This window comes from uncultured Rhodospira sp., assembly GCF_937138205.1.
Lineage (GTDB): Bacteria > Pseudomonadota > Alphaproteobacteria > Rhodospirillales > Rhodospirillaceae > Rhodospira.
In genome coordinates, this window is sequence record NZ_CAKZOT010000098.1 from 1 (window position 1) to 22,070 (window position 22,070).

The 22,070-nt window shown below is 67.8% G+C and carries 28 protein-coding genes; 10 read left to right on the plus strand and 18 right to left on the minus strand.

The window, feature by feature from the left end; genetic code table 11:
- Nucleotides 1-272: 272 nt before the first annotated feature.
- The 4 genes from Q0309_RS13950 to Q0309_RS13965 form a co-directional block, all read right to left on the minus strand.
- The gene (locus Q0309_RS13950) at nucleotides 273-848 is read right to left on the minus strand and encodes an exopolysaccharide biosynthesis protein (protein WP_299442276.1); all 576 of its coding nucleotides are present in this window, start codon (nucleotides 846-848) and stop codon (nucleotides 273-275) included.
- A gap of 144 nt (nucleotides 849-992) precedes the next feature.
- On the minus strand, nucleotides 993-1,574 hold the full coding sequence (locus Q0309_RS13955) for an HdeD family acid-resistance protein (RefSeq protein WP_299442280.1): 582 nt from the start codon (nucleotides 1,572-1,574) through the stop codon (nucleotides 993-995).
- Between the two features lie 233 nt (nucleotides 1,575-1,807).
- Nucleotides 1,808-1,936, minus strand: a complete 129-nt coding sequence (locus tag Q0309_RS13960; RefSeq protein WP_299442283.1) for an entericidin A/B family lipoprotein — start codon at nucleotides 1,934-1,936, stop codon at nucleotides 1,808-1,810.
- Between the two features lie 52 nt (nucleotides 1,937-1,988).
- Complete coding sequence (locus Q0309_RS13965; RefSeq protein ID WP_299442286.1) at nucleotides 1,989-2,168, minus strand: DUF1328 domain-containing protein; 180 nt, start codon at nucleotides 2,166-2,168, stop codon at nucleotides 1,989-1,991.
- Nucleotides 2,169-2,622: 454 nt separating this feature from the next.
- On the opposite strand from Q0309_RS13965, the gene Q0309_RS13970 reads away from it, so the two are divergent.
- From Q0309_RS13970 to Q0309_RS13990, 5 genes are all read left to right on the plus strand, one after another.
- Nucleotides 2,623-3,036 carry a DUF1523 family protein gene (locus Q0309_RS13970; protein ID WP_299442289.1) on the plus strand — a complete coding sequence of 138 codons (414 nt, stop codon included), beginning with the start codon at nucleotides 2,623-2,625 and terminating at the stop codon, nucleotides 3,034-3,036.
- 127 nt (nucleotides 3,037-3,163) lie between these two features.
- Entirely contained in the window at nucleotides 3,164-3,403 is a 240-nt protein-coding gene (locus Q0309_RS13975; RefSeq protein WP_299442292.1) for a hypothetical protein, read from the plus strand.
- 79 nt (nucleotides 3,404-3,482) lie between these two features.
- Complete coding sequence (locus Q0309_RS13980) at nucleotides 3,483-3,710, plus strand: hypothetical protein (protein ID WP_299442295.1); 228 nt, start codon at nucleotides 3,483-3,485, stop codon at nucleotides 3,708-3,710.
- 150 nt (nucleotides 3,711-3,860) lie between these two features.
- A complete protein-coding gene (locus tag Q0309_RS13985) occupies nucleotides 3,861-4,826 on the plus strand; it encodes an OmpA family protein (protein WP_299442298.1) in 966 nt (321 codons plus the stop codon).
- A gap of 108 nt (nucleotides 4,827-4,934) precedes the next feature.
- Nucleotides 4,935-5,963 carry a sodium:calcium antiporter gene (locus tag Q0309_RS13990; protein WP_299442301.1) on the plus strand — a complete coding sequence of 343 codons (1,029 nt, stop codon included), beginning with the start codon at nucleotides 4,935-4,937 and terminating at the stop codon, nucleotides 5,961-5,963.
- An 81-nt stretch (nucleotides 5,964-6,044) separates the two neighbouring features.
- On the opposite strand, the gene Q0309_RS13995 is transcribed toward Q0309_RS13990, so the two are convergent.
- Complete coding sequence (locus Q0309_RS13995; protein WP_299442304.1) at nucleotides 6,045-6,695, minus strand: hypothetical protein; 651 nt, start codon at nucleotides 6,693-6,695, stop codon at nucleotides 6,045-6,047.
- Between the two features lie 567 nt (nucleotides 6,696-7,262).
- On the opposite strand from Q0309_RS13995, the gene Q0309_RS14000 reads away from it, so the two are divergent.
- The gene (locus tag Q0309_RS14000) at nucleotides 7,263-9,455 is read left to right on the plus strand and encodes a ComEC/Rec2 family competence protein (RefSeq protein ID WP_299442307.1); all 2,193 of its coding nucleotides are present in this window, start codon (nucleotides 7,263-7,265) and stop codon (nucleotides 9,453-9,455) included.
- Nucleotides 9,456-9,655: 200 nt separating this feature from the next.
- Here Q0309_RS14000 and Q0309_RS14005 read toward each other — a convergent pair whose 3' ends face one another.
- From Q0309_RS14005 to Q0309_RS14045, 9 genes are all read right to left on the minus strand, one after another.
- The gene (locus tag Q0309_RS14005; RefSeq protein ID WP_299442310.1) at nucleotides 9,656-9,853 is read right to left on the minus strand and encodes a light-harvesting protein; all 198 of its coding nucleotides are present in this window, start codon (nucleotides 9,851-9,853) and stop codon (nucleotides 9,656-9,658) included.
- A 77-nt stretch (nucleotides 9,854-9,930) separates the two neighbouring features.
- Nucleotides 9,931-10,119 carry a light-harvesting protein gene (locus tag Q0309_RS14010; RefSeq protein ID WP_299442313.1) on the minus strand — a complete coding sequence of 63 codons (189 nt, stop codon included), beginning with the start codon at nucleotides 10,117-10,119 and terminating at the stop codon, nucleotides 9,931-9,933.
- Between the two features lie 708 nt (nucleotides 10,120-10,827).
- Nucleotides 10,828-13,515 (minus strand): ATP-binding protein, encoded by a 2,688-nt coding sequence (locus Q0309_RS14015; protein WP_299442316.1) that lies wholly within the window; start codon nucleotides 13,513-13,515, stop codon nucleotides 10,828-10,830.
- The gene (gene flhB, locus Q0309_RS14020; RefSeq protein WP_299442319.1) at nucleotides 13,481-14,554 is read right to left on the minus strand and encodes a flagellar biosynthesis protein FlhB; all 1,074 of its coding nucleotides are present in this window, start codon (nucleotides 14,552-14,554) and stop codon (nucleotides 13,481-13,483) included. The genes Q0309_RS14015 and flhB overlap by 35 nt, the downstream gene beginning before the upstream one ends.
- Nucleotides 14,555-14,571: 17 nt before the next feature.
- Nucleotides 14,572-15,333: a flagellar biosynthetic protein FliR gene (fliR, locus tag Q0309_RS14025; protein WP_299442322.1), complete on the minus strand. Its 762-nt coding sequence runs from the start codon at nucleotides 15,331-15,333 to the stop codon at nucleotides 14,572-14,574.
- 16 nt (nucleotides 15,334-15,349) lie between these two features.
- Nucleotides 15,350-15,616, minus strand: a complete 267-nt coding sequence (locus Q0309_RS14030; RefSeq protein WP_299442325.1) for a flagellar biosynthetic protein FliQ — start codon at nucleotides 15,614-15,616, stop codon at nucleotides 15,350-15,352.
- Nucleotides 15,617-15,686: 70 nt separating this feature from the next.
- Nucleotides 15,687-16,019, minus strand: a complete 333-nt coding sequence (locus Q0309_RS14035) for a flagellar hook-basal body complex protein FliE (protein ID WP_299442328.1) — start codon at nucleotides 16,017-16,019, stop codon at nucleotides 15,687-15,689.
- 35 nt (nucleotides 16,020-16,054) lie between these two features.
- Nucleotides 16,055-16,465, minus strand: a complete 411-nt coding sequence (gene flgC, locus Q0309_RS14040; protein ID WP_299442331.1) for a flagellar basal body rod protein FlgC — start codon at nucleotides 16,463-16,465, stop codon at nucleotides 16,055-16,057.
- A gap of 56 nt (nucleotides 16,466-16,521) precedes the next feature.
- A complete protein-coding gene (locus Q0309_RS14045; RefSeq protein ID WP_299442334.1) occupies nucleotides 16,522-16,941 on the minus strand; it encodes a flagellar biosynthesis protein FlgB in 420 nt (139 codons plus the stop codon).
- Nucleotides 16,942-17,112: 171 nt separating this feature from the next.
- On the opposite strand from Q0309_RS14045, the gene Q0309_RS14050 reads away from it, so the two are divergent.
- The 3 genes from Q0309_RS14050 to ykgO all read left to right on the plus strand — a co-directional run bounded on the left by Q0309_RS14050 (nucleotide 17,113) and on the right by ykgO (nucleotide 18,551).
- Nucleotides 17,113-17,517: an EscU/YscU/HrcU family type III secretion system export apparatus switch protein gene (locus Q0309_RS14050; RefSeq protein ID WP_299442337.1), complete on the plus strand. Its 405-nt coding sequence runs from the start codon at nucleotides 17,113-17,115 to the stop codon at nucleotides 17,515-17,517.
- The gene (locus Q0309_RS14055) at nucleotides 17,514-18,014 is read left to right on the plus strand and encodes a hypothetical protein (protein WP_299442340.1); all 501 of its coding nucleotides are present in this window, start codon (nucleotides 17,514-17,516) and stop codon (nucleotides 18,012-18,014) included. The genes Q0309_RS14050 and Q0309_RS14055 overlap by 4 nt, the downstream gene beginning before the upstream one ends.
- A 411-nt stretch (nucleotides 18,015-18,425) precedes the next feature.
- Nucleotides 18,426-18,551, plus strand: a complete 126-nt coding sequence (gene ykgO, locus Q0309_RS14060) for a type B 50S ribosomal protein L36 (protein WP_299442343.1) — start codon at nucleotides 18,426-18,428, stop codon at nucleotides 18,549-18,551.
- Nucleotides 18,552-18,622: 71 nt separating this feature from the next.
- Here the strand turns inward: ykgO and Q0309_RS14065 are convergent, their stop codons facing one another.
- From Q0309_RS14065 to Q0309_RS14080, 4 genes are all read right to left on the minus strand, one after another.
- Nucleotides 18,623-18,814 carry a DUF1192 domain-containing protein gene (locus Q0309_RS14065; protein ID WP_366940629.1) on the minus strand — a complete coding sequence of 64 codons (192 nt, stop codon included), beginning with the start codon at nucleotides 18,812-18,814 and terminating at the stop codon, nucleotides 18,623-18,625.
- A 142-nt stretch (nucleotides 18,815-18,956) separates the two neighbouring features.
- A complete protein-coding gene (locus tag Q0309_RS14070; protein WP_299442346.1) occupies nucleotides 18,957-19,361 on the minus strand; it encodes a hypothetical protein in 405 nt (134 codons plus the stop codon).
- Between the two features lie 107 nt (nucleotides 19,362-19,468).
- Entirely contained in the window at nucleotides 19,469-19,993 is a 525-nt protein-coding gene (locus Q0309_RS14075; RefSeq protein WP_299442349.1) for a hypothetical protein, read from the minus strand.
- A 23-nt stretch (nucleotides 19,994-20,016) separates the two neighbouring features.
- A complete protein-coding gene (locus Q0309_RS14080) occupies nucleotides 20,017-20,676 on the minus strand; it encodes a hypothetical protein (RefSeq protein WP_299442352.1) in 660 nt (219 codons plus the stop codon).
- Nucleotides 20,677-20,917: 241 nt separating this feature from the next.
- Here Q0309_RS14080 and Q0309_RS14085 point away from each other — a divergent pair, with 241 nt between their 5' ends.
- Nucleotides 20,918-21,952, plus strand: a complete 1,035-nt coding sequence (locus Q0309_RS14085; protein ID WP_299442355.1) for an NAD(P)H-quinone oxidoreductase — start codon at nucleotides 20,918-20,920, stop codon at nucleotides 21,950-21,952.
- The last annotated feature ends 118 nt before the right edge of the window (nucleotides 21,953-22,070 follow it).

Genomic DNA, 22,070 nt, shown 5'->3' on the forward strand with positions numbered 1-22,070 from the left:
GACTACCTCGCAAGCGTCGTCACGGCATGACCCGTTCACCCGATTCCCCTGGCGGCCTGTCCAGGGCAATCGCATTTGAACGACGATAAGCCCCTGGCCAAGCGCCATCGCTTTTGGAGCGCATCGCCGTTTCATGGGGAGGGAGACCGGCTGGTCCGTTCCGCCCGCGTGCCGCCGCACCAACGCGAGGACCACGCAAGTCCGTGATAAGCCCGTTTTTTGGCCAGCTTTTCACCGGACCCGCCGCACGTTCTGGCTGGCCCTCCCCGCGGCTACCCGAACGTCCAGACGGCGAACCCGAGGGCGCCGAGCGACATGCCCAGGGCCACCAGCATCAGCAGGCCGTCCTCGGCGAGAAGCGCCAGGCCGAAGATGGCGATGGCCAGCGAGGGCGGTCCGGCCCCGCCGGGAATGATCGCCAGGGGGTACATCGACAGCGCGGTTATCATGATCATGACCATGGCCAGGCGGCGCCAGACCGGGTTCATGACCGTCTCCATGCGCCGCCGGACCAGGACACCCGCCCGCTTGGCCCACGGCCGCACGGCGGCGATGGCCTGTCGGGCGCGGTCGCTGCTGACACTGGCCTGACCCAGGCGCCGTGGCAGTCGGGGCGGCCCTGTCGACAGCAACGCCTGCGCCAGGAACAGGGTCAACGCTGTCGCCAGCACGATGCCCGCCCCGGGGATCCAGTTGACCGGCGAGAGCATCACCAGGCCAATCGCGAAGACGAGGGGCCCCAGGGCACGCGGCCCAAAGGTTTCCAGGACATCATTGAGGGACACGGTGTCGCGCTCGGCGGCGCTACGGTCCAGCGTGTTGAGAACGCTTTCCACGGTCTGAGCCATTGTTGGTCTCCCCGTTCAGCGGTGGGCGGTAAAAAAACTCCGGACGGGCGGGGTTCAAGAATCGCGGCGCCGCGTTCACGGTCGAGAGGCTCGCCCCGACCGTGAATGCGGCTGCCAACTGGGATGCAACGGGCGGCGCGGCGCTCAGGCCCGCTCGTGGGTCAGCCCCAGTTTCAGCATCCAGGCCCCGTTGATCAGCAACTCGGCCGCCACCAGGGCGCCAAGCAGCGTCTTCGACAGAACCGGGATCATGAACAGGATCGCCACGCCAACGCCCAGACTCAACAGACCGCTGCCCAAGGCCCAGCCCCAGCCGTGCAGCCGGCGGACCGAAAAGGAAAACGCGGTCTTCGTGAGCCCCGACGCGGTCAGCAGCAAGCCGACGACCTTGGTCAGCGTCAGGGTGCCGGCCAGCGGCTCGACGATGAACATCAGACCGGCACCGGCCGCGATCACGCCGAGCACCAGGTGCCAGATGGAGCCGCGTTCGCGATTGAACGGCAGGGCGTGCATCACCTCGAAGCCACCGAGAACGATCAGCGCCAGGCCAAGGAACCATTCGACGGCCGTGGTGGCCAGCCACGGCACGAAAAGCGCCGCCAACCCGGCCAACAGCGAAACGACGCCGATGCGAGTCAGGTCGCCCTGATCAATGCCCCAGATCCGTTCCTCGGGCGCGTCCTCGAACGTGTGCTCGTCCGAGGGGGATGTCATGGAATGTGCCATCGGGTCATCCTCCTCCTTCCGTCCCGACGTCCGGGCAGGCCGGACGCCGGGTTGGGGACCGCGCGGGCGCCTGCCCGCGCCGCCTTGGGCGGATCGCGTCCCATTTGACCCGCTCCGCAGGGCAAATGGGACGCGTGAATCCGCCCTAAATATTTGATATAGAGCAGATTCACGTGATCAATCTGAAGCACGAGGTGATTCAGATTGATCACGATCTGCTCTAGACTTCAGGCTCAATCTTCGGCCTCTTCTTCGATGGCCTCGCCCGCCGCCTCGACGTCCTCGCCGATCCCTTCGGCCGTGTTGCAGCCGGCGACCGCCAGCAGGCCGAGTATGGAAAAAACCGTGATCGCGTGCCTCATTGGTGGGCTCCTGTCGTTTGCCGTGTGCTGTGATTGTCTTCTCTTGCGGCTCTTACGGCGCCGGCGGACGCCGGCCGGAGATCACCGAGGCGACCACGGACACCAGGAACAGAACCAGGAAGATGACGAACAGAATCTGCGCAATTCCGGCCGCCGTGCCGGCAATGCCGCCAAATCCGAAGACCGCCGCGATGATGGCGACGACGAAAAACATGATGGCCCAACCCAACATGGGACCCTCCTTTTCCTTTGTGACGATGGCGCCGTCGCCCCCGCCATGACGGGGGCAACGACGGAACGTGGCGGCTCCGCCACGCTGCGACTACCCTCACAACTCCGATCATCCCTGTCGGGTTCCCATGCCGTCGGCGATTTCATTGCACGCCCGTTGCGCGTGCCGCCGACCCTCTGTGAGTGGCGCCTTTCATCCCGGTCGATACGATGCCCCCTCGTAGCGTGGGGTCATTCGGCTCATCTGATTGAAACGATCGTGCTTTTCCGCCTGAGAATGGGGGTCAGAGGATGCCAGGCAGCGGGCAATTCGCGCCGTGACGTGCAATTGGGCGCCCCTTCACGGGAACCCCGAGGCGGTTCCCGCGTTTCCGGATGGCGAAGCGAAATGAAGGAGAAAAATGATGAAAGTCGATGATCCAGCTCGCACAAACGGGAACGCGTCGGTGAGTCCGATGACCAAGATGAAGATCGCGCTGGGGCTGGTCCTCGTCGTCATTCTGGCATTCGTCTGGGTCCGTTGGGGACCGGGGTCCTGGGAGGTCCAGATCACCGGCACGACCGGCGACGGTCGCGAAGTCCAGTACCGGATCGAGACGGTCTATGCCGGCACCGCCGACACCCTGATCTTCAAGAACGTGGATGCCGGGTTCGCGCCGCCCTATTTCAAGTTCGATTCTGCGGACCTGCAATCGGTGGCCAACCGTGTGACTCGTGAATGTCCGCAAGAGGCCGTGATCGTGAACGGCTATGGCCTGCGCATTCCCTTCCTGGACATGTTCCCGAACGCCGTCTCGATCGAGGCGCCGGAGCGGTGCAAGAAGGCCCCGTCCGACCAAGGCGAGGGCGAGGTCACCGGGACTGGCTGACGCCCGCACACCGATCCCGCGGCCGGAACCGTCGGCGTTGTCAGGGCGCGCCATCAGGCTCCCGGGAACGGATCGGCGGGGGCGGACGTTGCTGCGGTAACGCATGACTGCAAGAGGAGAACCGAACATGAAACAGGCGCTGATCGCCATTGCGATTGTTGTGCTCGTCGCCGGGGCCGTCATGGTCGGCATGTCGTTGACCCAGTCGGACAGCGAACAGGCCGCCGATCAGGCCCGGGATGCCGTCGAGGAGGTCGGCGACGCGGTCGAGGAGACCGGCGAGGCCCTCAACGAGGCCACCGAGGGCGCGGTTGACGCCGTCGAGGACGCCGCCGACGAGGCCGAGGAGGCCACCGACACCAATTAGGGCGGCGCCGACCGAGCGACCGGCTCCGCCGGTTCCATCACAGACGCGATCACCCAAGACCCGAAACGGAGGTTGTCCCATGACCCTGCGCACGACCCTGGCCCTGGCCGTGGCCGCGCCGTTGGCCCTGGGGGCCTGTTCGAACATGACCCATCAGCAGCAAAGCACCGTCAGCGGCGGCGCCATCGGCGCCGGCGTCGGGGCGGCGGGCGCGGCCATCACGGGCGGCTCGGCGGCCGGCGGCGCGGCCCTGGGCGGAGCCGCCGGTGCCGCCGCCGGGTTCCTGAAGGAAGAACTGCGCGAGTAGGCGCATTGGCCGCGGGCGGCTCCATCGACGGGGCCGCCCGACGCTCCCTCCCCCCCCGCCCGTGCGCCCGCATCCCCCTGACGCGACGGCGGCGCCGGCCGAAGCCGCCGGCATGGGGTGACGCGTGCTGACCCAAGGAGACCACGACCGATGATCATGTCCAAGACGACCAAGCCCAAGATGACATTGGGCCGGCTTGGCGCCGGCGCCGTCCTGACTCTCGCCCTGGCCTCGCCGGCCCATGCCCTGTTCGGGTTCCAGGGCGTCCAGACCATGCGCGACGTGCAGATTCCGGCCGACGCGCCGACCTTCCAGGAACAGGCAACCCGCTACTACAAGCAGTTCACCCTGTTCGAGGCCGACGCCATGGCCGACTGGTACGACGCCGAGCATTTCGCCGAAAAGGGCGCGGCCATCAGCCGTGGCGAGGCGCCGATGCCGGCCATCGCCGCCGATCAGGGCATCACGGACGAAACCCACCTGGCGCGCCTGAACCAGGCCCGCGAGGCGCTCATGCACGTGCTGACCACGGATGGTCCCCAGATCGCGCCCAAGGCATCGGCTTACGCGCTGGTCAGTTACGACTGCTGGGTCGAGCAGGTGCAGGAAGGCCATCAGCACGAACACATCGAGGCCTGCCGCACCCAGTTCCGCGACGCCATGACGGTGATCGCCGCCCGGATGACCATGGACGAGCCGTCCTCGGTGGTGGCCGAGGCCGTGGTGTATTTCGGCTTTGACGAGGCGATCCTGACGGCGGAGGCGCGGGGTATCCTTGATAACCTTGAAACCGCCCTGGACGACCCGGACTCGGTGGCGATGCGCGTGGTCGGCCACGCCGACCGCTCCGGCCCGGCCGACTACAACCAGGAGCTTTCGGAGCGCCGCGCCATTGCCGTCGCCGACGCCCTGACGACCATGGGCCTGACGGTGCAGGAGATCGACACGCTGTCCCTGGCGGCCGAGGGCGAAACCGAACCGGCCGTCCCGACCGGCGACGGCGTGCGCGAGCCGCGCAACCGCCGCGTCGTCGTGCAGGCGGTGGGGCAGTCGACGCCGGATGTCGTCGCCGTCAACACCGGGGACATGCCGGTGCTGGAATCCACACTCTGGTAAACCGTGCCCGCGTCTGACGCGACCCTTGACGCCCCGGCGCGACCTGCCGTGTTGTAAGGTCGACCCGGGGCGTCGCCTGTCCGACCCTTTCGGAAAAGGTGACCGCCGATGATTGCCTCGCTGTCGTTGCCGATGGTCATCGTCCTGTTTACCGCCGCCGGACTGACCATCGCCGTGCTGGGCGTGCGCATGACCGAGCTCGCCGACCGGCTGGGCGACCGCACGGGTCTAGGCGAGGCTTTGGTTGGCGGTGTCCTGCTCGGCCTCGCGACCTCTCTGTCTGGTGTTGTCGTTTCGATCACGGCGGCCCTGGACGGACGGGCCTCGCTCGCCTTCTCCAATGCCGTCGGCGGCATCGCGGCGCAGACCGCGTTTCTGGCGCTGGCCGACCTTCTGTTCCACCGTGTCAACATGGAGCACGCGGCGGCCGAAATCGCCAGCATGGTTCAGGCCGCCCTGTTGTCCCTGCTGCTGGCGGTGGCCCTGCTGGCGGTGACAGGGCCGGACGCCGCCGTGCTGGGCGTCCACCCGGCCTCTGTGGTGTTGGTGGCGGTTTATATCCTGGGGACCCGCACCACGGCCCAGGTGCGCAAATCGCCCATGTGGCATCCCAAGCAAACCCGGGAGACGCGCACCGATACGCCGGACGAAAGCCCCGCGACGCGGGGCGGCATCGCCCCGCTGCTGGCGCAGTTCCTGGGTCTCGCCGTGGTGCTCGGCGGGGCCGGGTGGCTCATCTCCAAGACCGGTGGGCAACTGTCCGACATGCTGGGTGTTTCGGAAACCGCTGTGGGCGTCCTGCTGACGGCGGTGACGACGTCGCTGCCGGAACTGATCACGACGCTGGCGGCGGTGCGACGCGGCGCGCTGCAACTGGCGCTTGGCGGCATCATTGGCGGCAACACCTTCGACGTGCTGTTCCTGTCCGCCTCCGACGTGGCGTATCGCGAGGGCTCGCTGTATCACGCCGTGGGCCTTGCCGATCTGTTCTGGCTGGTGATCGGCCTGGCGATGACCGCTGTCCTCCTGCTCGGTCTCGTCGTGCGCGAGCGCAAGGGCATCGCCGGCATCGGCTTCGAGAGCGTCGGCATTCTGGCACTGTACGCCCTGGGGATTGGCGTTCAGATGGTCCGGTAAGGGCGCATGAAAAGCGGGAGCCGCCGACGCGGCTCCTGCCATTTCCGGTTCGGTGCCGTGCACCGCGATCCGTCTGGTCCGTCAGGACTGCGTGTTGTCCTCCAGGGTGACCACCGTGCTGGCCTCCAGCACCTGGCCTTCCATGAAGTCGCTGTCGATCAGGCCGGAGACGCTGACGCGATCACCGGCGTCGATCTGCTGGTAGCCCTGGTCGTCCAGCGGATTGTAGGGCAGGCTTTCGACCTCGACGGTCACTTCGGTCGGACCGACATCGAGCATGAACTCCTCGCCCGCTTGGTCCACCGAGGTCACGATGCCGCTGGTATGGGTGCGGCTGATGACCACCGGCGGCTCGACGTGCCAGGACATGCCGGATTCCTCGTCCATGCTGCTGGCATAGAACGTCGTATTGAGGTCTTCGACAAAGACCCGGCTGGCCTCGATGGTGTCGGCGCCGAACGTGTTGTCGTCGACGCGGCCGTACACCGTCACCTTGTCGCCGCTGACGATGCCGAAGGCGTCGGCATCGGAGTCCCAATCGTCCATCTCGACGGTGATCACGCCGTCGCCATAGTCCAGGGTAAACGTGGACAGGTCCGAGGAAACCACGGTGCCACCCAGGCTGATCCAGGAGCCGTCGGCCTGGTTATACGGCTGAGCGGCCATGGCGGTGCCGCCGGCCAGGCCCACGGTGCCCATCGCAACAACGATCGCGGTCAGAGTCCTGGTCATGAGGAACCTCCGTTTTCGTGGTTGCCACTATCGGGGGTGCCAGTTTGGTTCCTGGTCTTCGGCGGACCCACGCGGCGCCGGTGCGCCGCGCCGTCCTGTGCGGGGAACGCATGGCGGCGGATCGGGTTCCCGGCGCTGACGAATTATACCAAGCGACGGAAATCGTGACACGTTTCCCGGACCGTCGGCACGCCACCTTGGGAGATCCCTCGCGTCCTGACGGACGCTTCGGGATGACGGATAAGTTTATAAAAAACAAAAACATACGTCATCCCGAGCGAGCGACAGCGAGCCGAGGGATCTCCCGCCTCGGCACCGCACCCGGCGAATGGCGACGAGTCATGACTTCGGTCGGCTGGTATTAATGGTAACGGGAGGGATCATGCCGCCCGACGAAAAGGTTCCCCTTTTCGGCGGCCGGAATTCTCTACACGCTGCGCTGCGCGCGGGAAACCGCAAACCGGGCCGCGTCCGCTCTGGCCGAGGTCGCGCCTGTTTGATTGTGCGCGACGCCGGAACTCGCGAAGATTGGGGCTGGTCTCCGGCCCCTCTGGTGCGATCGGTTTCATGACACGGTTCCGGCCCCAACAGCCTCCCCGCGCCGTCGCCGCGCCTTGGACCGCCCCGGGGACCGGCGCGCTCGACGGACGCGCGACGGCCCGCTGGCTGGTGGCGACGCTGGAGGCCGAACGCACGCGCTGGCCGCTGTGGCTGCCGGTGGCGCTGGCCCTGGGCATCGCCGCCTACTTCGCCTTGCCCCAGGAGCCGCCGCGCCTGGCGGGGGCGGGTTTGGCCGGAGCGTGCCTGCTGCTGGTGCTGGTGGCGCGGCGCGCCGCCTGGGTTACGGCCCTGCTGATGGCCCTGGTGGCCGGCACGGTGGGCTTCGTCGTCGCCCAGGAACGCGCCCACGCTGTGGCGGCGCCGGTGCTGACAGAACGACTCGGGCCGATCGAGACCGCCGGCCGCGTCGTACTGGTCGAGGCGCGCCCCAGGGGCCACCGCGTCACCCTGGCGGACGTGACCCTGCGCGGCCGGCCGCCCGCGCAAACCCCGGCCCGGGTGCGCGTCACACAGATGCGCGGCCCGCCGCCGGTGCCGGGGGCGTGGGTTTCGACACGCGCCATTCTCTCGCCGCCGCCGCGTCCGGCGGCGCCGGGCGCCTATCAGTTCCCGCGCCGGGCGTGGTTCGAGCGCCTGGGCGCGGTCGGATTCGCCGTCGGTGACTGGGCGCCGCGCGACCTGGTGCCGGCCCCAACCCTGGGCCAGCGGCTGGCGGCGGTGCGCGAGCGCGTGCGTTTGGCCGTGGCCGAGCGGATGCGCGCCGGGCTGCCGGGCGAGACCGGCGCCCTGGCCGCCGCGCTGTCGACGGGCGACCGGGGCGGCGTGCCCGAGCCGGTGCTGGAGGCGTTCCGGGTCTCCGGGCTGGCGCACCTGTTGGCCATCTCCGGCCTGCACATGTCGATGATCGCCGCCCTGATGTTTGCCGGCGCGCGAGGCCTGTTGGCGGCGGTGCCGGCCCTGGCCGCGCGCTGGGACCTGAAGAAGCCCTGCGCCGTGCTGGCGCTGGCGGGGACGGCCGTCTACCTGATGCTGGCCGGGGCCACGGTGCCGACGCAACGGGCATTTCTGATGACCGGGCTTGTGTTGGTGGCGGTGCTGGTCAGCCGGGTGGCCATCTCACCCCGGCTGGTGGCCTGGGCGGCGGTGGCGGTGCTGCTGACACAGCCGCAGGCGCTGCTGGGGCCGTCGTTTCAAATGTCGTTCGCCGCCGTGCTGGCGCTGGTCGCCACCTGGGAACTGGCCGCGCCTCGACTCGCCACCCGGCGCGGCCGCGACGGCCCGTGGCCGGGGCGGATGGCGCGGACGGTGGCGCTCTACCTGGGCGGCGTGCTGCTGACCAGTCTGGTGGCGGGGATGGCGACCATGCCGTTCGCCGCCTTCCACTTCAACCGCGTGGCCGCCTTCGGGCTGGCGGCGAACATGCTGGCCGTGCCCTTGATGGGATTGTGGGTCATGCCCTGGCTGCTGGTGTGCCTGATCCTGCTGCCGCTGGGGCTGGAGGGACTGGCGCTGGCGCCGCTCGGCTGGGGCCTGGCCGCCGTCACCGCCGTCGCCGAGACGGTTGCCGGCTGGCCCGGGGCGAGTCGGCTGATCCCGGCGGTGCCCGTCTGGGGACTGGCGGCGGTGGCGCTGGGCGGGGTCTGGTTGTGCCTGTGGCGGCGGCCGTGGCGCCTGTTGGGCGTGGCCGGCATCGTCGCCGGACTGGCCAGCCCGTGGACCCAGCCGCTGCCTGACCTGATCGTCAACGAGGACGGCGGGTTGTTGGCCGCGCGGGCGGGGGACGGCGGCCTGATCCTTTCGCCGGGGCGAGCGGACGGCTTCGCTCGGGAGGTCTGGGCGGCCCGCTTTGGCGGAGCCGGCGGCGAGTCGTGGCCGGCGCCCGGTGCCGCGACGGCGGACGACCGCCTGCGCTGCGATCCCCGGGGGTGCCTGCTGGCGCGGGGCGGTGTGGTGGTGGCGCTGGCCTGGCACCGCGCCGCCCTGGCCGAGGACTGTGCGCGGGCGGACGTTGTGATTACGCCCTTGCCGGCGCCGGACGGATGCGACGGACCCCGGCGGGTCATCGACCGCGCGGCGCTGGCGCGCGACGGCGCCCACGCGCTGTGGCTGGCCGACGGCCGGGCTCGGATCGAAACGGTGGCGGCGGGAGAGGGGCGTCGGCTGTGGTCCGGCGCGGCCGAGGAGCAGGACCGCCGGTGATGCCAGCGTGGCGCGTGGCCAGCGGAACCCATTTCCGTTCGGCCTGCCAGCGGCGGCGCAGTCTCGCCTCCCAGACGCACGACACCGCCCGGCGAAGCTCCACGCTTCCGGACGGTATCGTCGAGTCTGACTCTGCGATCTATCGACCCGCGAACCGGGCGTGGCGGGGTCAGCCTCCCCGCCCGCCGGTTCGGATCGGATCAACCCATCCAGGCGGTGGCGTAACGCTCGCTGCCGAACAGGATGGCAAGATGCAGGACAATGCCGAGAATGGACAGGCCGACGAAGGTCACGGCGATGCCTTCGATCGGGCGCACGATCTGCCAGAAGCGCCAGTCTTCATTGAAGAAATTCGGCACCTCGACCTTCTCATCCTTTTTCAGGCAATTCGGAAGCATGTGTATTCTCCGGGATCCGGTGTGATCGTCTTAACGACGGATGCGATGGAGCGGTTGGCTCGGCGAGACAGGCGGGATCAGCCGCCGGTCGGGCCGGGGTACCACGGCATCCAGGACCACAGGATGAAGTGCGCGATCAGGCAGATCGCGAAGAAGATCTGACCGCCACGCTGGAACATGGCGTGGAAGGCCTTCGCCTCCTCATCGGTCAGGCCGGTCCGGTTCAGTTTCTGGTGGCTCACGGCAGGAGCAGGTTGTTCAGCCATTACACTCATCCCCTCAGCAAGGATTGATCCTCAATCCGACCAGGATTGTCCTGAACCACGGCCCCGCGCCACGGAGCCATGGTTGCGCCACACGGGCATCCCGTCCACTGTCGTCGGCCAGCCTTTGCCCGGCCGTGGCCAAGAGCCCACGGACCGAAGCCGACGCGCCCGGAATGCCCGCTGCATCCCCACACTCTGTTGATCGTTTTCGCCCATCGGCGGCGGAGTGTCAACATTGGTTTTCGTTGCGCTTGTCATTCTGGATTGACACCGACCCCGCAGCCGAGGCGCGCCGCCAGGACCGGGCATCGCGGGCGCGCCGTCGCGGCGCATGGCGCAACCCATGGGAGCATAACGGGCCGCGCAAATCTCCACGCGACCGGAAAGCCCCTCGCCGAGTCGTCCGCGCCCCCGATGCGCTGGCCGGCGTGGATTAACAATTCTTCATGTGCCGGACGGCCCGACGTTAGGGGCACCCGCCCATTCTCAAGGGGTCGCGGGTCATCGGCTTTTCCACGGTGGTTCGGTGCCTCCTCCGACACGGACCCACCGGGCGCCTTCAGCTGGCACCCATGCAGCGATCACCGGTTTTTCGTCACCACGTTCCTCCCGCCTTCCGCCACCTCCATGACCGATCACACAGCCGGCGGCGCGCGCCACTCGCGCCGCCGGTTCGAGTCTGGGGTTGTGCTTCTCTGGGCCTGTGCCTCACGTCTCCGCCAGCATGGTCTTCACGGTTTCGGCCAACAGCTTGAGGCTGAACGGCTTCGGCAGGAAGGCGATGTGCGGCTGCTCCAGGATGTCGCCGCGCGCGGCGTCCTCCGAATAGCCCGAGATGATGATCACCCGCAGGTCGGGGCGCCGCTCACGGGCGCGGCGCGCCAGAGTGGCGCCATCGATCCCGGGCATGACCATATCCGTGATGAGCAGGGACAGCGGCTGCGGGTCGTTCAGCATGTCCAGCGCCTGTTCCCCGGCGTGGGCCTCCAGCACCGTATAGCCCTTGTTGCGCAAGGCGCGGGCGGCGAAGGTGCGCACCGGGTCCTCGTCCTCGACCAACAGAATCGTACCGGCACCCGAGAGGTCCTCCACCTCACCGCCGGCGGCTCGCGGTGGTTCGTCCTCCTCCGATGAGCGATCCGGCGGCTCCGGCCTGGGCGGCGGCGGGGCTATCGCCGGACGCGTATCCTCGGCCGACCAGCGCGGCAGGTGGATGGTGAAGCTCGTGCCGCGTCCCGGGTTCGACTCCACATCGATGAAGCCCCCGGTCTGGCGCAGGATGCCGTACACGGTGGACAGACCCAGGCCGGTGCCGGCGGCCGCCCCGCCCTTGGTGGTGAAGAACGGTTCGAAGATGCGGGCCAGGTTCTCGTCCTCGATGCCCTTGCCTGTGTCGCGCACCTCGATAACCACGTACTCGCCGGCCGGCATGGTCTCGACCCCCCGGTCGACCGGCTTGTCCAGCACGCCGCGCCGGGTGGCTATGGTCAGGGCACCGCCGTCCGGCATGGCGTCGCGCGCATTGACCGCCAGGTTGATGATCACCTGGTCGAACTGGCCGGGGTCGGCGCGCACGAAATCCACATCGCGGCCGTGCAGCAGGCGGAACTGGATGGTCTCGCCCAGCAGGCGGCGCAGCAGGTGCGACAGTTCCGACAGGGCGGCGCCGACGTCGAGCCGGCGCGGCTGCAAGGGCTGGCGGCGCGAGAACGCCAGCAACTGGCGCACCAGGTTGGCGGCCCGGTTGGCATTCTGGCGGATCTGCATGATGTCGGCGAACGAGGGATCGCCGGTACCGTGCCGCTGCAGCAAAAGGTCGCTGTAGCCGATCATGGCGGTCAGAAGGTTGTTGAAGTCGTGCGCCACGCCGCCCGCGAGCTGCCCCATGGCCTGCATTTTCTGCGCCTGAGCGAACTGGCGTTCCAGGCTGCGCTGCTCGCTGGTGTCGATCAGGTGGGCAATGACGCCTTCCACGACGGGACCGTTGCCCAGGCCTGCCCTGCCCTGGGGGCCACCGCCGCCCTTGCCGCCCATGGGACCAAGGAACATGGAGGCGGTCACGGGACCGAATTCGCCGTCGCGATCGGCCGCATCGGGCGGGGCCAGGCTGATATCGATCTGCCGGCCTCGGCTGGACGCGCCGCGCAACACCTGATCGACCGCCGTGCCAACCCGCGCCCGGTCCGACGGCGCCGCCAGGGCCTCCAGCGACTGGTCGAGCAACTGGTCGCGGGCTTGGCCCAGCATCACCTCCAGCGCCCGGTTGCAGTCGGTCAGGCGGCCGTCGGGATCGGTCAGGGCGATGCCCACCGGCGCGCCGTCGAACAGCCAGCGGAACATGCGGTCCCAGCGCCAGGGGCCGATTCCGTCCTGGCCGGTGGCGGCCGGCGGCGCCTCGATGGCGTCGCGCATCACCACCGTCCGGGTGAGCAGTTCCCCCGCGTCGTCGTGCGACACCTGGCTGACCAGGGCCGAGAAGCGCCGGCCGGTGGCGGAGACGAAGCGCACCTCGCCGCGCCAGTCGCCGTCCTGCAGCGGCGGCACGCCGCCTTCAACGAGATCCGCGAGCGGCGCGGCGCGCAGGGACTCCGGCGTCCGGTCCAGCCATCGAGCCATGCGCTGGTTGACGAACCGCAGGCGGCCGTCGGTGTCGGCCGAATACAGCCCCACCGGCAGGTAGTACAGAAAGTCCGACAGGCTCTCCCGCTCGCGCGTCAGCACCTCGTCGATGGCGCGCCGGGCGGTGACGTCGCGGGCCTGCCACAGGCGCGGCCAGCGGCTGGCGGCGTCCGAGCCGGCGCCCGCGTCCCCAGGGGGCGCCACGATTCGCAGCGAGACGTCCCACCACTCGGGTTCCTGCAGGGCGGGATTCGGCGGACCGGCCGGGTCCTCCTCCCGGTCGGGCCGAAGGGCCAGGGTGAGGCGCTCAACGTACCCCGCCGCGCCCGCGGCGGCGAGGCGGTCGAGCCGGCTCGCGCCGTCCTCCAGGCCGACGAACCCGCGCGGATCGTACAAGCGGGCGCGCAGGTCGGCGGGCGGATCGAGCGTCGGCCACAGGGCGCGGGCGGCGGCGTTGGCCAACAGAACCGAACCGTCGCAATCGAGTACCAGGCGCGCCTCGGCCTCCGCCTCCAGCATGTCGCTCAGCACGCCGACGATCGCGGCCTCGCGGTTGTGCCGGGCCAGCGCCTGCAGCACGCCGGCCGCCGACAGCCCGAGCAGGGTGATACCGATACCGGCCAGGCCCGGCGCCACCACGGGCGCCAGGGTGGGGTAGACGGCCCAGACCGCCGGATGCCCGGCCACCACGGCGGCCACCACAAGCAGGCCGCCAGCCACCAGGCCCCAGACGGACCAAGCCTCAATGAAACGCGGTTTTGCGGAGACGCATGACATACCCGATCACCTCAGCCACCGCCTGATAATGCTCGGGTGGGATTTCCTGGTCCAGGTCCACGGTGGCATAAAGCGCGCGCGCCAGCGGCGGATTCTCCACCAGGGGGACCTCGTGCTCTTCCGCCACGTCGCGAATCCGCAAGGCCAGGTGGTCTTGTCCCTTGGCCACCAGGCGTGGCGCGGCCATGGTCTCCATGTCGTATTTCAGGGCGACGGCGTAGTGGGTCGGGTTGGTGACCACCACATCGGCCTCCGGAACCGCCTGCATCATGCGCTGGCGCGCCCGCTCGGCCCGCAGGCTGCGGATACGGGCCTTGACCTGGGGGTCGCCCTCGGTGGTCTTGTGCTCGTCCTTGACCTCCTGCTTGGTCATGCGCAGGTCTTCGGTGTGCTTGTAGCGTGTGTAGACTAGGTCGATCAGGGCCACCACGACCATGAACAGCAGCACGCCGATCAACAGCGCGATCAGCGCCTCGTGCAGGTCGTTCAGGCTGGCCAGGATGTCCTGATCGACGAACCGCTGGGGCGACGTGATGACGGGCCGCAGCACCACGTAGGCGAGGGCGGCCACCACCCCCAGCTTGAACAGCCCCTTGACCGTTTCCAGCAACTGCTTGATCGAGAAGATGCGCTTGAAGCCCTTCAGCGGCGAGATCTTGTCCAGTTTCGGCGTCAATGGCTTGGTCGTGATCAGCAGCCCCACCTGGCCGACCTGGGCCACCAGGCCCATGACCAGAAAGATCGCCATCGGCAAGGCCACGTAGGGCAGGATTGCCATGACCGATTCGGCCAAGCCAACGCCCATGCCGCCGTGCTCCAGCGGAAACAGGTGGGCCTTGCCCAGGAACCCCGCCAGACGCACGGTGATCCCCTCGGCGGCCCAGGGCAACAGCGCCATGACGAACAGGGTCGCGCCCAGCAGGACCGCGAAGCTGCCGATTTCGCGGGAGTTGGCGACGTTGCCCTCCTTGCGGGCCTCGTTCCTGCGTTTCGGCGTCGGGTCTTCTGTTTTCGATGCCTTGTCGTCGTCCTCGGCCACCGCCGTCCCCTTTTCGCTTAAAAACTGATGAAGGAGTTCAAGCCTTCCTCGAAATACGACAGGTAGACCAGCATGACCGCCGGCAACGTCAGGAACAGCAGGCCCAAGCCCAACATGATGATCAACGGCAGGCCGACGAAGAACACGTTCATCTGCGGCATCAGGCGGGCCATGATGCCCATCGAGACGTAGTAGACGATCGAAAACAGCACCATGGGCGCCGCCAGCTGCCAGCCGACGCGGAACGACCGCACCAGGACGTCGGTGCTGTAGGACACGAAATCGCCCAGGGGCGGCAGGACGCCGGGCGGAAACAGGGCGTAACTGTCGACCAGTGCCCGAATGATGAGGTGGTGCAGGTTCAGCGCGAACATCAGCACCAGCCCCACCATCATCAGGAACGTGAGGACCAGGGCGCCATGCTGCGCCGACGTGGGGTCGAACGCCTGCGCGTTCATCAGGCCGCCGGCGAAGCCGATCGCCGTGCCTCCCAGGTGCAGGGCCGCCTGCAGCAGGTGCACCACCAGCGCCAGGAAGGTGCCGATCAGCACCTCCCCGACAAGCAGCATGACCAGCGCGGTGCCGCTGTCCGGCTCCGGCGGCAGCATGGGCCCCACCAGGGGCGTGATGACCAGGGCGAACGGAAAGGCAAAGGCCAGGCGCACGCGCGGTGTCACGTACGCGGCCCCGAACCCCGGCAGCAGCATGAACGCAAAGCCCAGCCGGGTGAAGATCAGCATGACGTGGAACAGGGGCGTCGCGAACAGATCCTCGGCCATGATCGCGCCCTCTTCGCTACGCCAGGCTGATCACGATGTCCATCAGCCGCTCGGTCAGTTCGGTCAATTGGCGAATCATGAACGGCAACAGGACCAACGTCGCCAGGAAGACGATGATGATCTTCGGCACGAAGACGAGCGTCATTTCCTGGATCTGGGTCAGTGTCTGGAACAGCGAAATAATCAGACCCACCGTCAGCCCGGCCAGCAGCACCGGCGACACGATCAGCACCATGGTCAGGATGCCGTCGCGGGCGACGTCAATGATCTGGGTCTCCTCCATAATGGGCTTTCCTGGGGGACCGAATGCAAAGGTGACAGGTGGCGGTTGACGGCCAGCGTCGCGTCCCGAACTAAAGCGGCATCCGCATGATGGTGTCGTAGGCGCTCACAACCTTGTCGCGGATGGCGACCATCGTCTGCAGCGTCAACTCGGCGCTGTTGACCGCCAACACGACGTCGCGGGCATCCGCCTGCCCGGCGATGCCCTGCATACTCATGCGCTCCCCGTGTTCCATGGTCTGGACCGAGGTGTGCATCGCCTGCCGGACCATGCCGGCGAAACTGGAGGTGTCGCCGGCCGGGTTGGCCGCCGCGGCGCCGACCTCGTGCGGAACAATGTCCCCCGCCTGACGGGCGGACGCCTTGTAGGCGGCGATGGCGCTGGGAAAACTGATGTCGGGCATTCCGTGCTGTCCTGTTCAGATCGTCGCGCCCGCCGTCAACGCAGCAGTTCAAGGGTTCGTTGCGACATCTCGCGGGCCACCGAAATTGTGCTCATGTTGGCCTCGTAGGAGCGCTGGGCCTCCTGCATGTCCATGATCTCGATGAGCGGATTGACGTTGGGTTTCATCACATAGCCGTCGGCGTCGGCGGCCGGGTGGCTGGGGTCCAGGTCCTTGGGGAACGGCGTCATGTCTTCCTTGACCCGCCGCACCCGCACGCTCTCGGCGCCCAGTTCCCGGTCCAAAGCGCTTTCGAAGGTGATCAGCTTGCGCCGGTACGGCTGCTCCCCCGGGCGCTGACCGACGGATTCGGCATTGGCGAGGTTCTGGGCGACGACCCGCAGGCGTTCCGCCTGGACCTTCATGCCCGCGACCGCGATGCGCTGCGATTTGCTCAGTTCGTCCATGGATCACAGGTCTCCGATCCGTGCCGCGCCAGCGCTGGCGCCGCCGAAGCTCATGCTCAGCGGTTCGGCTTGATGGCGGTCTTCAGCATGGCCATGTTTCGCTCGAACAGGCTGGCGGCCATCATGTACCTGCCCTTGGTCTCGCCGACCTTCTGCATCTGTTCTTCCAGGACGACCGTGTTCTCGTCCAGGGTGGTTTCGAACGAGCGCGTCTGCGCCCGCACGCGGTAGGGATCCGGTTCCGGCAGCGTGCCCGGCTGGTGGGCCGGATTGGTCCGCGCCACCGGCACGGCGGCCGGGTTCCCCGCGCCGCCTTCGTTCAGGATGCGGCGGAAATCGGGCTCGCGGACGTCGCGCGTGCGGTACTCTGGGGTGTTGATGTTGCTGACGTTCTGGGCCAGCACGCGGTGGCGCTGAACCGCCCACTGCATCCGGGCATGAACCATCTTGAACAGCGGCAGGTTTGTCAGGTCCATGGTGTGCGGGTCCCATACGACGTGGCGCCGACGGCGGCCGAACATGATGCCCTCACTGTCCCGTGTTGGCTTTAACATTCGGTAAAATGGGGAGCGGATGACGCGCTTAACCGTTTCTTCAACGAGCGCCGCGAGGATATCCAGGCGCCCAAGCGACGCGGGAGCCCCGCCATGTCCGACCGCCCCGGTCCCGAATCGGGCTCCGAAGCCCGCGCCGTCGCGGTCGCCCTCGGCTACGATCCGGACAGCGGCCGCGCCCCGGTGGTGCTGGCCAAGGGCCACGGGACGATCGCCGAACAGATTCTCAATCTTGCGTTTGCCCACGGCGTTCGTGTGCGCGAGGATGCCGATCTCGCCGAACTGCTGGCGGCGGTGGACATCGACACGGAGATTCCGGTTGAAGCGATGCTCGCCGTCGCCGAGATCCTGACCTATCTCTACCGGACCAACGCCAGACTCGGCGAGAGCCCGGGCATGGCGGCCCGAGGCCCAACAGGCGCCGGACCGTGGAGTGACCCGGTCGACGACGGGCGGGGGGACGAGACTCAGGACGGGGGGCACAGGCGGAGACCATGAGCGAGCCGGATGCATATCACGAGAGAGCGACCCTCGCCACATCGCAGGACATCGCCCATGCGCTGACCCAGGTGCTCAGTCTGATCGCCACCGCCGAGCGCCTGTCGCGCGAGCATCAGCTGGTCAACCTCAGCAGCCTGGACCGGCGGGTGGGCGCGCTGTGCGCGGCCATCGCCGCGCTGCCCGGCGACGAGGCGCGCCGGTTTGCACCCGGCCTGACGACCCTGGTGCAGGGCCTGGACCGGCTGGAGGTCGCCACGCGCGACGCGCACCAGGCCCTTAACGCGCAACAGAAAACAGCGGGAAGCGGCCAGATCACCGGGCTGTCGGAGTCGACGCGGGCCAACGCGGCCTATGCCCGGGCGCTGTCTGTCGAACCGCCGCCGATGGCGGAGCCGGTGCGCTCCGGCTCGGAGCGACGCCGCGTGGAACGGCGCCAGCGCGACCGGCGAACCGGCGAGGACCGGCGCCAGGGCCAGCGCCGTGACGACGAGTGACCGCGCCCGCGGGGTGAGGGGGTTTTCGGGCGGGCGCGGCGGCCAGGGCAATCGGGTGAACGAAGCCTGTGTGAGCGACAATCCGCATGAGCAGTTTCTTCGCGAGCAGAGCACGCAACCTGTCATTGCGAGGAGCGCAGCGACGAAGCAATCCAGGGCGAATACGAGCGATTTCCGCTCTGGATTGCTTCGCCGGCGTCCAAGAAACGCCGGCTCGCAATGACGGGTTTCGTGCAGGCCGCTGACCCCGGGGACCGTCTCAGCGATGGAACCCCTTCACCCGATTCCCCTGGCGCGGCGGCTGATTCGCGTTGACGCGGTGGGCCGCGCTCGGTAGGGTGCGCGCTCCTCGGTTCAGGCGGCGTGCCCGAACCGACCTTTTCGTTTTTGATGATCACCGGGGATAGTGCGATGCGTGTGCGTAACTCGCTGAAGTCGGCCAAGGTCCGCGACAAGAACTGCCGCGTCGTGCGCCGCAAGGGCCGGGTCTACGTCATCAACAAGACCAACCCGCGCTACAAGGCCCGCCAGGGCTGACGGCCCGCGAGTTGGCGCGTGTGACGGGCGGGGGCCGGAAACGGCCCCCTTTCTCATCCCGCCTTGAACTCTCATCCCGTCTTGAACACCGACTCGGCCGCCGCGCGGGCGCCGCCCTTGGCCTCGATCATGGCACGGGCGCGGGCGATCTCCGCCTCAAGCTGACGGATGTAGTGCTCCAGGTCGGCCACCGCCATGACCTCCATGTTGGGCGGGGCGGCCAGGGTCGGGCGGGGTTCCAGGTCGTCGCTATCGATGGGCATGGCGCGTCGGTCCGGGGTGCTGTGGAAAACTCTATTCTGCCAGTTTAACAGGCCGCGCCCGCTCGAACAAAGATCGGGGCGGCGTATCCCGCCGCCCCGTGTCGGCACCCGTCCGCAGGTCCGGAGTTCCCACTGCCGCGCGTCAATGCAGCCGCGCGCCCGGGTCCTCGGCCAGGGTCTGGCCGGACGTGCCCACCGGCCCCGCCATCAAACGGGGATCAATCCTCAGGATCACGGCTTTCCCCGAGTCGCCATCGCCCTTTCGCTCGGCGGTTTGGGCGGCCGAGGGCGGGGCCACGCCGTGCGACGCCAGGGCGTCGAACCCGCGCAGCGCGGTGCGGTATTCGGCGGCCTCTTTGGAGTCGCCGCAGGCATCGGCATGATGGACGCACCGCTCCAGCGTGTCATGAACTGTTGCCACGCCATGCGGCTGGGCCAGCGTCATCTCGGTCCACGCGCTCGCCAGGATCGGCGACATGGAGAATTCCCGCGCGATCACCTGAACATGCGGCGCATCGCGCGCGACGAGGGTTCGATCCACCAACATCGTTCACCTCCCGGAGGGACGGCTCCTTTGGCTGAAGCTCCCTCCCATCGTTGTCCTATATCATTGGACAGATATAGTCTGGCGCAATACCCTACGAAAGTCAAGGGTTATGGGAGATCGGGACCGGCCGTAAGCCTGAACGCCGCGATGCCACCGCCCTCATCCAGGCCGGCCACGACACCAATGGCCACCTCGACCCACACGGCGATAGGGGGACACGGGCGCCGTTCGATGGACAGGAGGCCGCGCGCGTCGTCCACCGTGATGTCGATATCGGCATCGACCGAGGCGAGGCCGTTTTCGTCGAAGTCGGCGTCCAGCCGGATCGCGCCTTTCGTTGACGTCTCAATGGGATCAAGGCTTTGGCGGTGCCAGCCCGTGGGCGCGCGCCGGATGTCGAAGCCGGATAGGAGCCGGTTGGAGTCGCCCGACAGCATGAGGTCCCCCAGCGCAAGCCGGTACATTGGTTGCGGGATGCCGACAGCGGTTTCGACGCGAGAGACGAGGGGGGGTGTCCGGGGTATGACGGCGTCGGGCACGGCAAAGCGTACGTCCAAGGTCAGGCTTTCGGCGTCCCAGAGAATGTCCGCGACGGAGAGCGTCTGGGTCTCGATTACGGTGTCGGGCAACATGTTGGATCGTCCTCGCAAGTCACTCACTTGTACACGAAATGTAGAACGGTGCGATCAGTCTGCCGCAGCAAAACCTCTAGCGTATATGGTTTGCCGTTCCTGAACATCTGAATCGTGTAGAGGAAGGCGTTCTTAGTGCCTTGAGGATCGGCCACTTTTTTACCGTGCTTGACGGCTAACTCAAGGATGTGAATCGGGACATGTCGGCCCGGTGTGGCCATGCGAGCGGCAGTTGTGGCAGTGAATTTCAATGACGTCGGCAGGATCCTGGAAAACACCTTGCGCATCGCCTGCAGCGCGCTTGGTGGTACTGATTTGGCGGCGACGGTTTTCACGACACCCGCGCCCATGACCCGGGCTCCCAGGCGTGGTGCGGCCTTGGTCAATAAGAGGCGGCTCACTCCGCCAAGAATAAATATTAGGTCAATCGGATCGATGAGGGGCTTTTCCAGGCCTTTTTCCATTCGACCAACTTGACGCCCAAAAACATCGAAGTAGTAAATCCAGCCATCATTTTCTGCTTTCTGGTATCCTATGACTGCGTTAAGATCTCCATCAAAGATAGGCGTGGCGCCCGGAACAACGTTTTGCTTGACTTCAAAGATCGTGTTTGGCTCGGGTGATTTTCTTGCCCCCAAAGGCTGCCCCGACTCGGCTCCGTTCGTGGTGGCGGCATCGCTCATCGAAACCCCTCCAAGTTAATCACCAAGAAAGAGCAAGGATGATCCTCAGTCTCTGTGGCAAGAAAAAGACGCCGCAACCAGTGGCGGCTTAGGCTGAGGGGGCGATTGCTTGTCGCCGGGCCCGGGCGGCGGGTACGGTCGGCATCCGACGGCCAAGCCACGCACCATGACGTGATCAAATATGGCGATCGCCTCCTGATGCGATCCGCACCAACGCAGAGCAACCTGGAGAACCCGCCCCATGACCGACCCCGAGTCTTCGCCCCTCCCCGCCACCATGCCCTGCGTCGAGATCAGCACACCCGGCGGCCCCGAGGTGCTGGTCCCCGCCGAGCGACCCGTGCCGCAGCCGGCCGAGGGCGAGGTGCTGATCAAGGTGCACGCCGCCGGCGTCAACCGGCCGGACGTGATCCAGCGCCTGGGGCACTACCCGGCGCCGAAGGGCGCCTCCGACCTGCCGGGGCTGGAGGTGGCCGGCGAGATCGTCGCCCTGGGCGGCGGCGACACGGGCGGGCTGGCGGTCGGCGATCGCGTCTGTGCCCTGCTGGCCGGCGGCGGCTATGCCGTGTATGTCGCCGCCCCCGCGCCGCAGGTGCTGCCCCTCCCCGACGGCTTCGACATGGTCAAGGCAGCGGCCGTTCCGGAGACCGTCTTCACCGTCTGGCACAACGTGTTCGAGCGCGCTGGCCTGCGCCCGGGCGAGCGGTTCCTGGTGCATGGCGGCTCCAGCGGCATCGGCACCACGGCCATCCAGCTCGCCAAGGCGTTCGGCGCCACCGTCTTCACCACCGCCGGCAGCGACGAGAAATGCGCCGCCTGCCGCGACCTGGGCGCCGACCTGGCCATCAACTACACCACCGAGGACTACGTCGAGGCCATCAAGAGCGCCACCGACCGCAAGGGGGTGGACGTCATCCTCGACATCGTCGGTGGCGACTACCTGCCGCGCAATATCTCGATCATGGCGCCTGAGGGCCGCCACGTCTCCATCGCCTTCCTGGCCCGCTCGACGGTGGAGATGAACTTCATGCCGGTGATGCTGAAACGCCTGACCCTGACCGGCTCGACCCTGCGGCCGCAGCCGGTGGAGGCCAAGGGCCGCATCGCCCGCGCCGTGCACGAGCACGTCTGGCCGTTGCTGGCGGCCGGTACGGTGCGGCCGGTGATCCACACGACTCTGCCGCTGGCCCAGGCGGCCCAGGCGCACGCGCTGATGGAGTCGAGTGCCCATATCGGCAAGATTGTCTTGACCGTCGACAGCCTACCCGCCACATAGGGGCTACCCGCTCCGCGCGGGCCGGCCCGCTGGGGCCGAGCCCCGGAGCCTGGACGCTCACGCTCTCCACGATGCCGAGGATGAGGGTCCACCGGGTCCAACCGGATCCGGCGGGCCG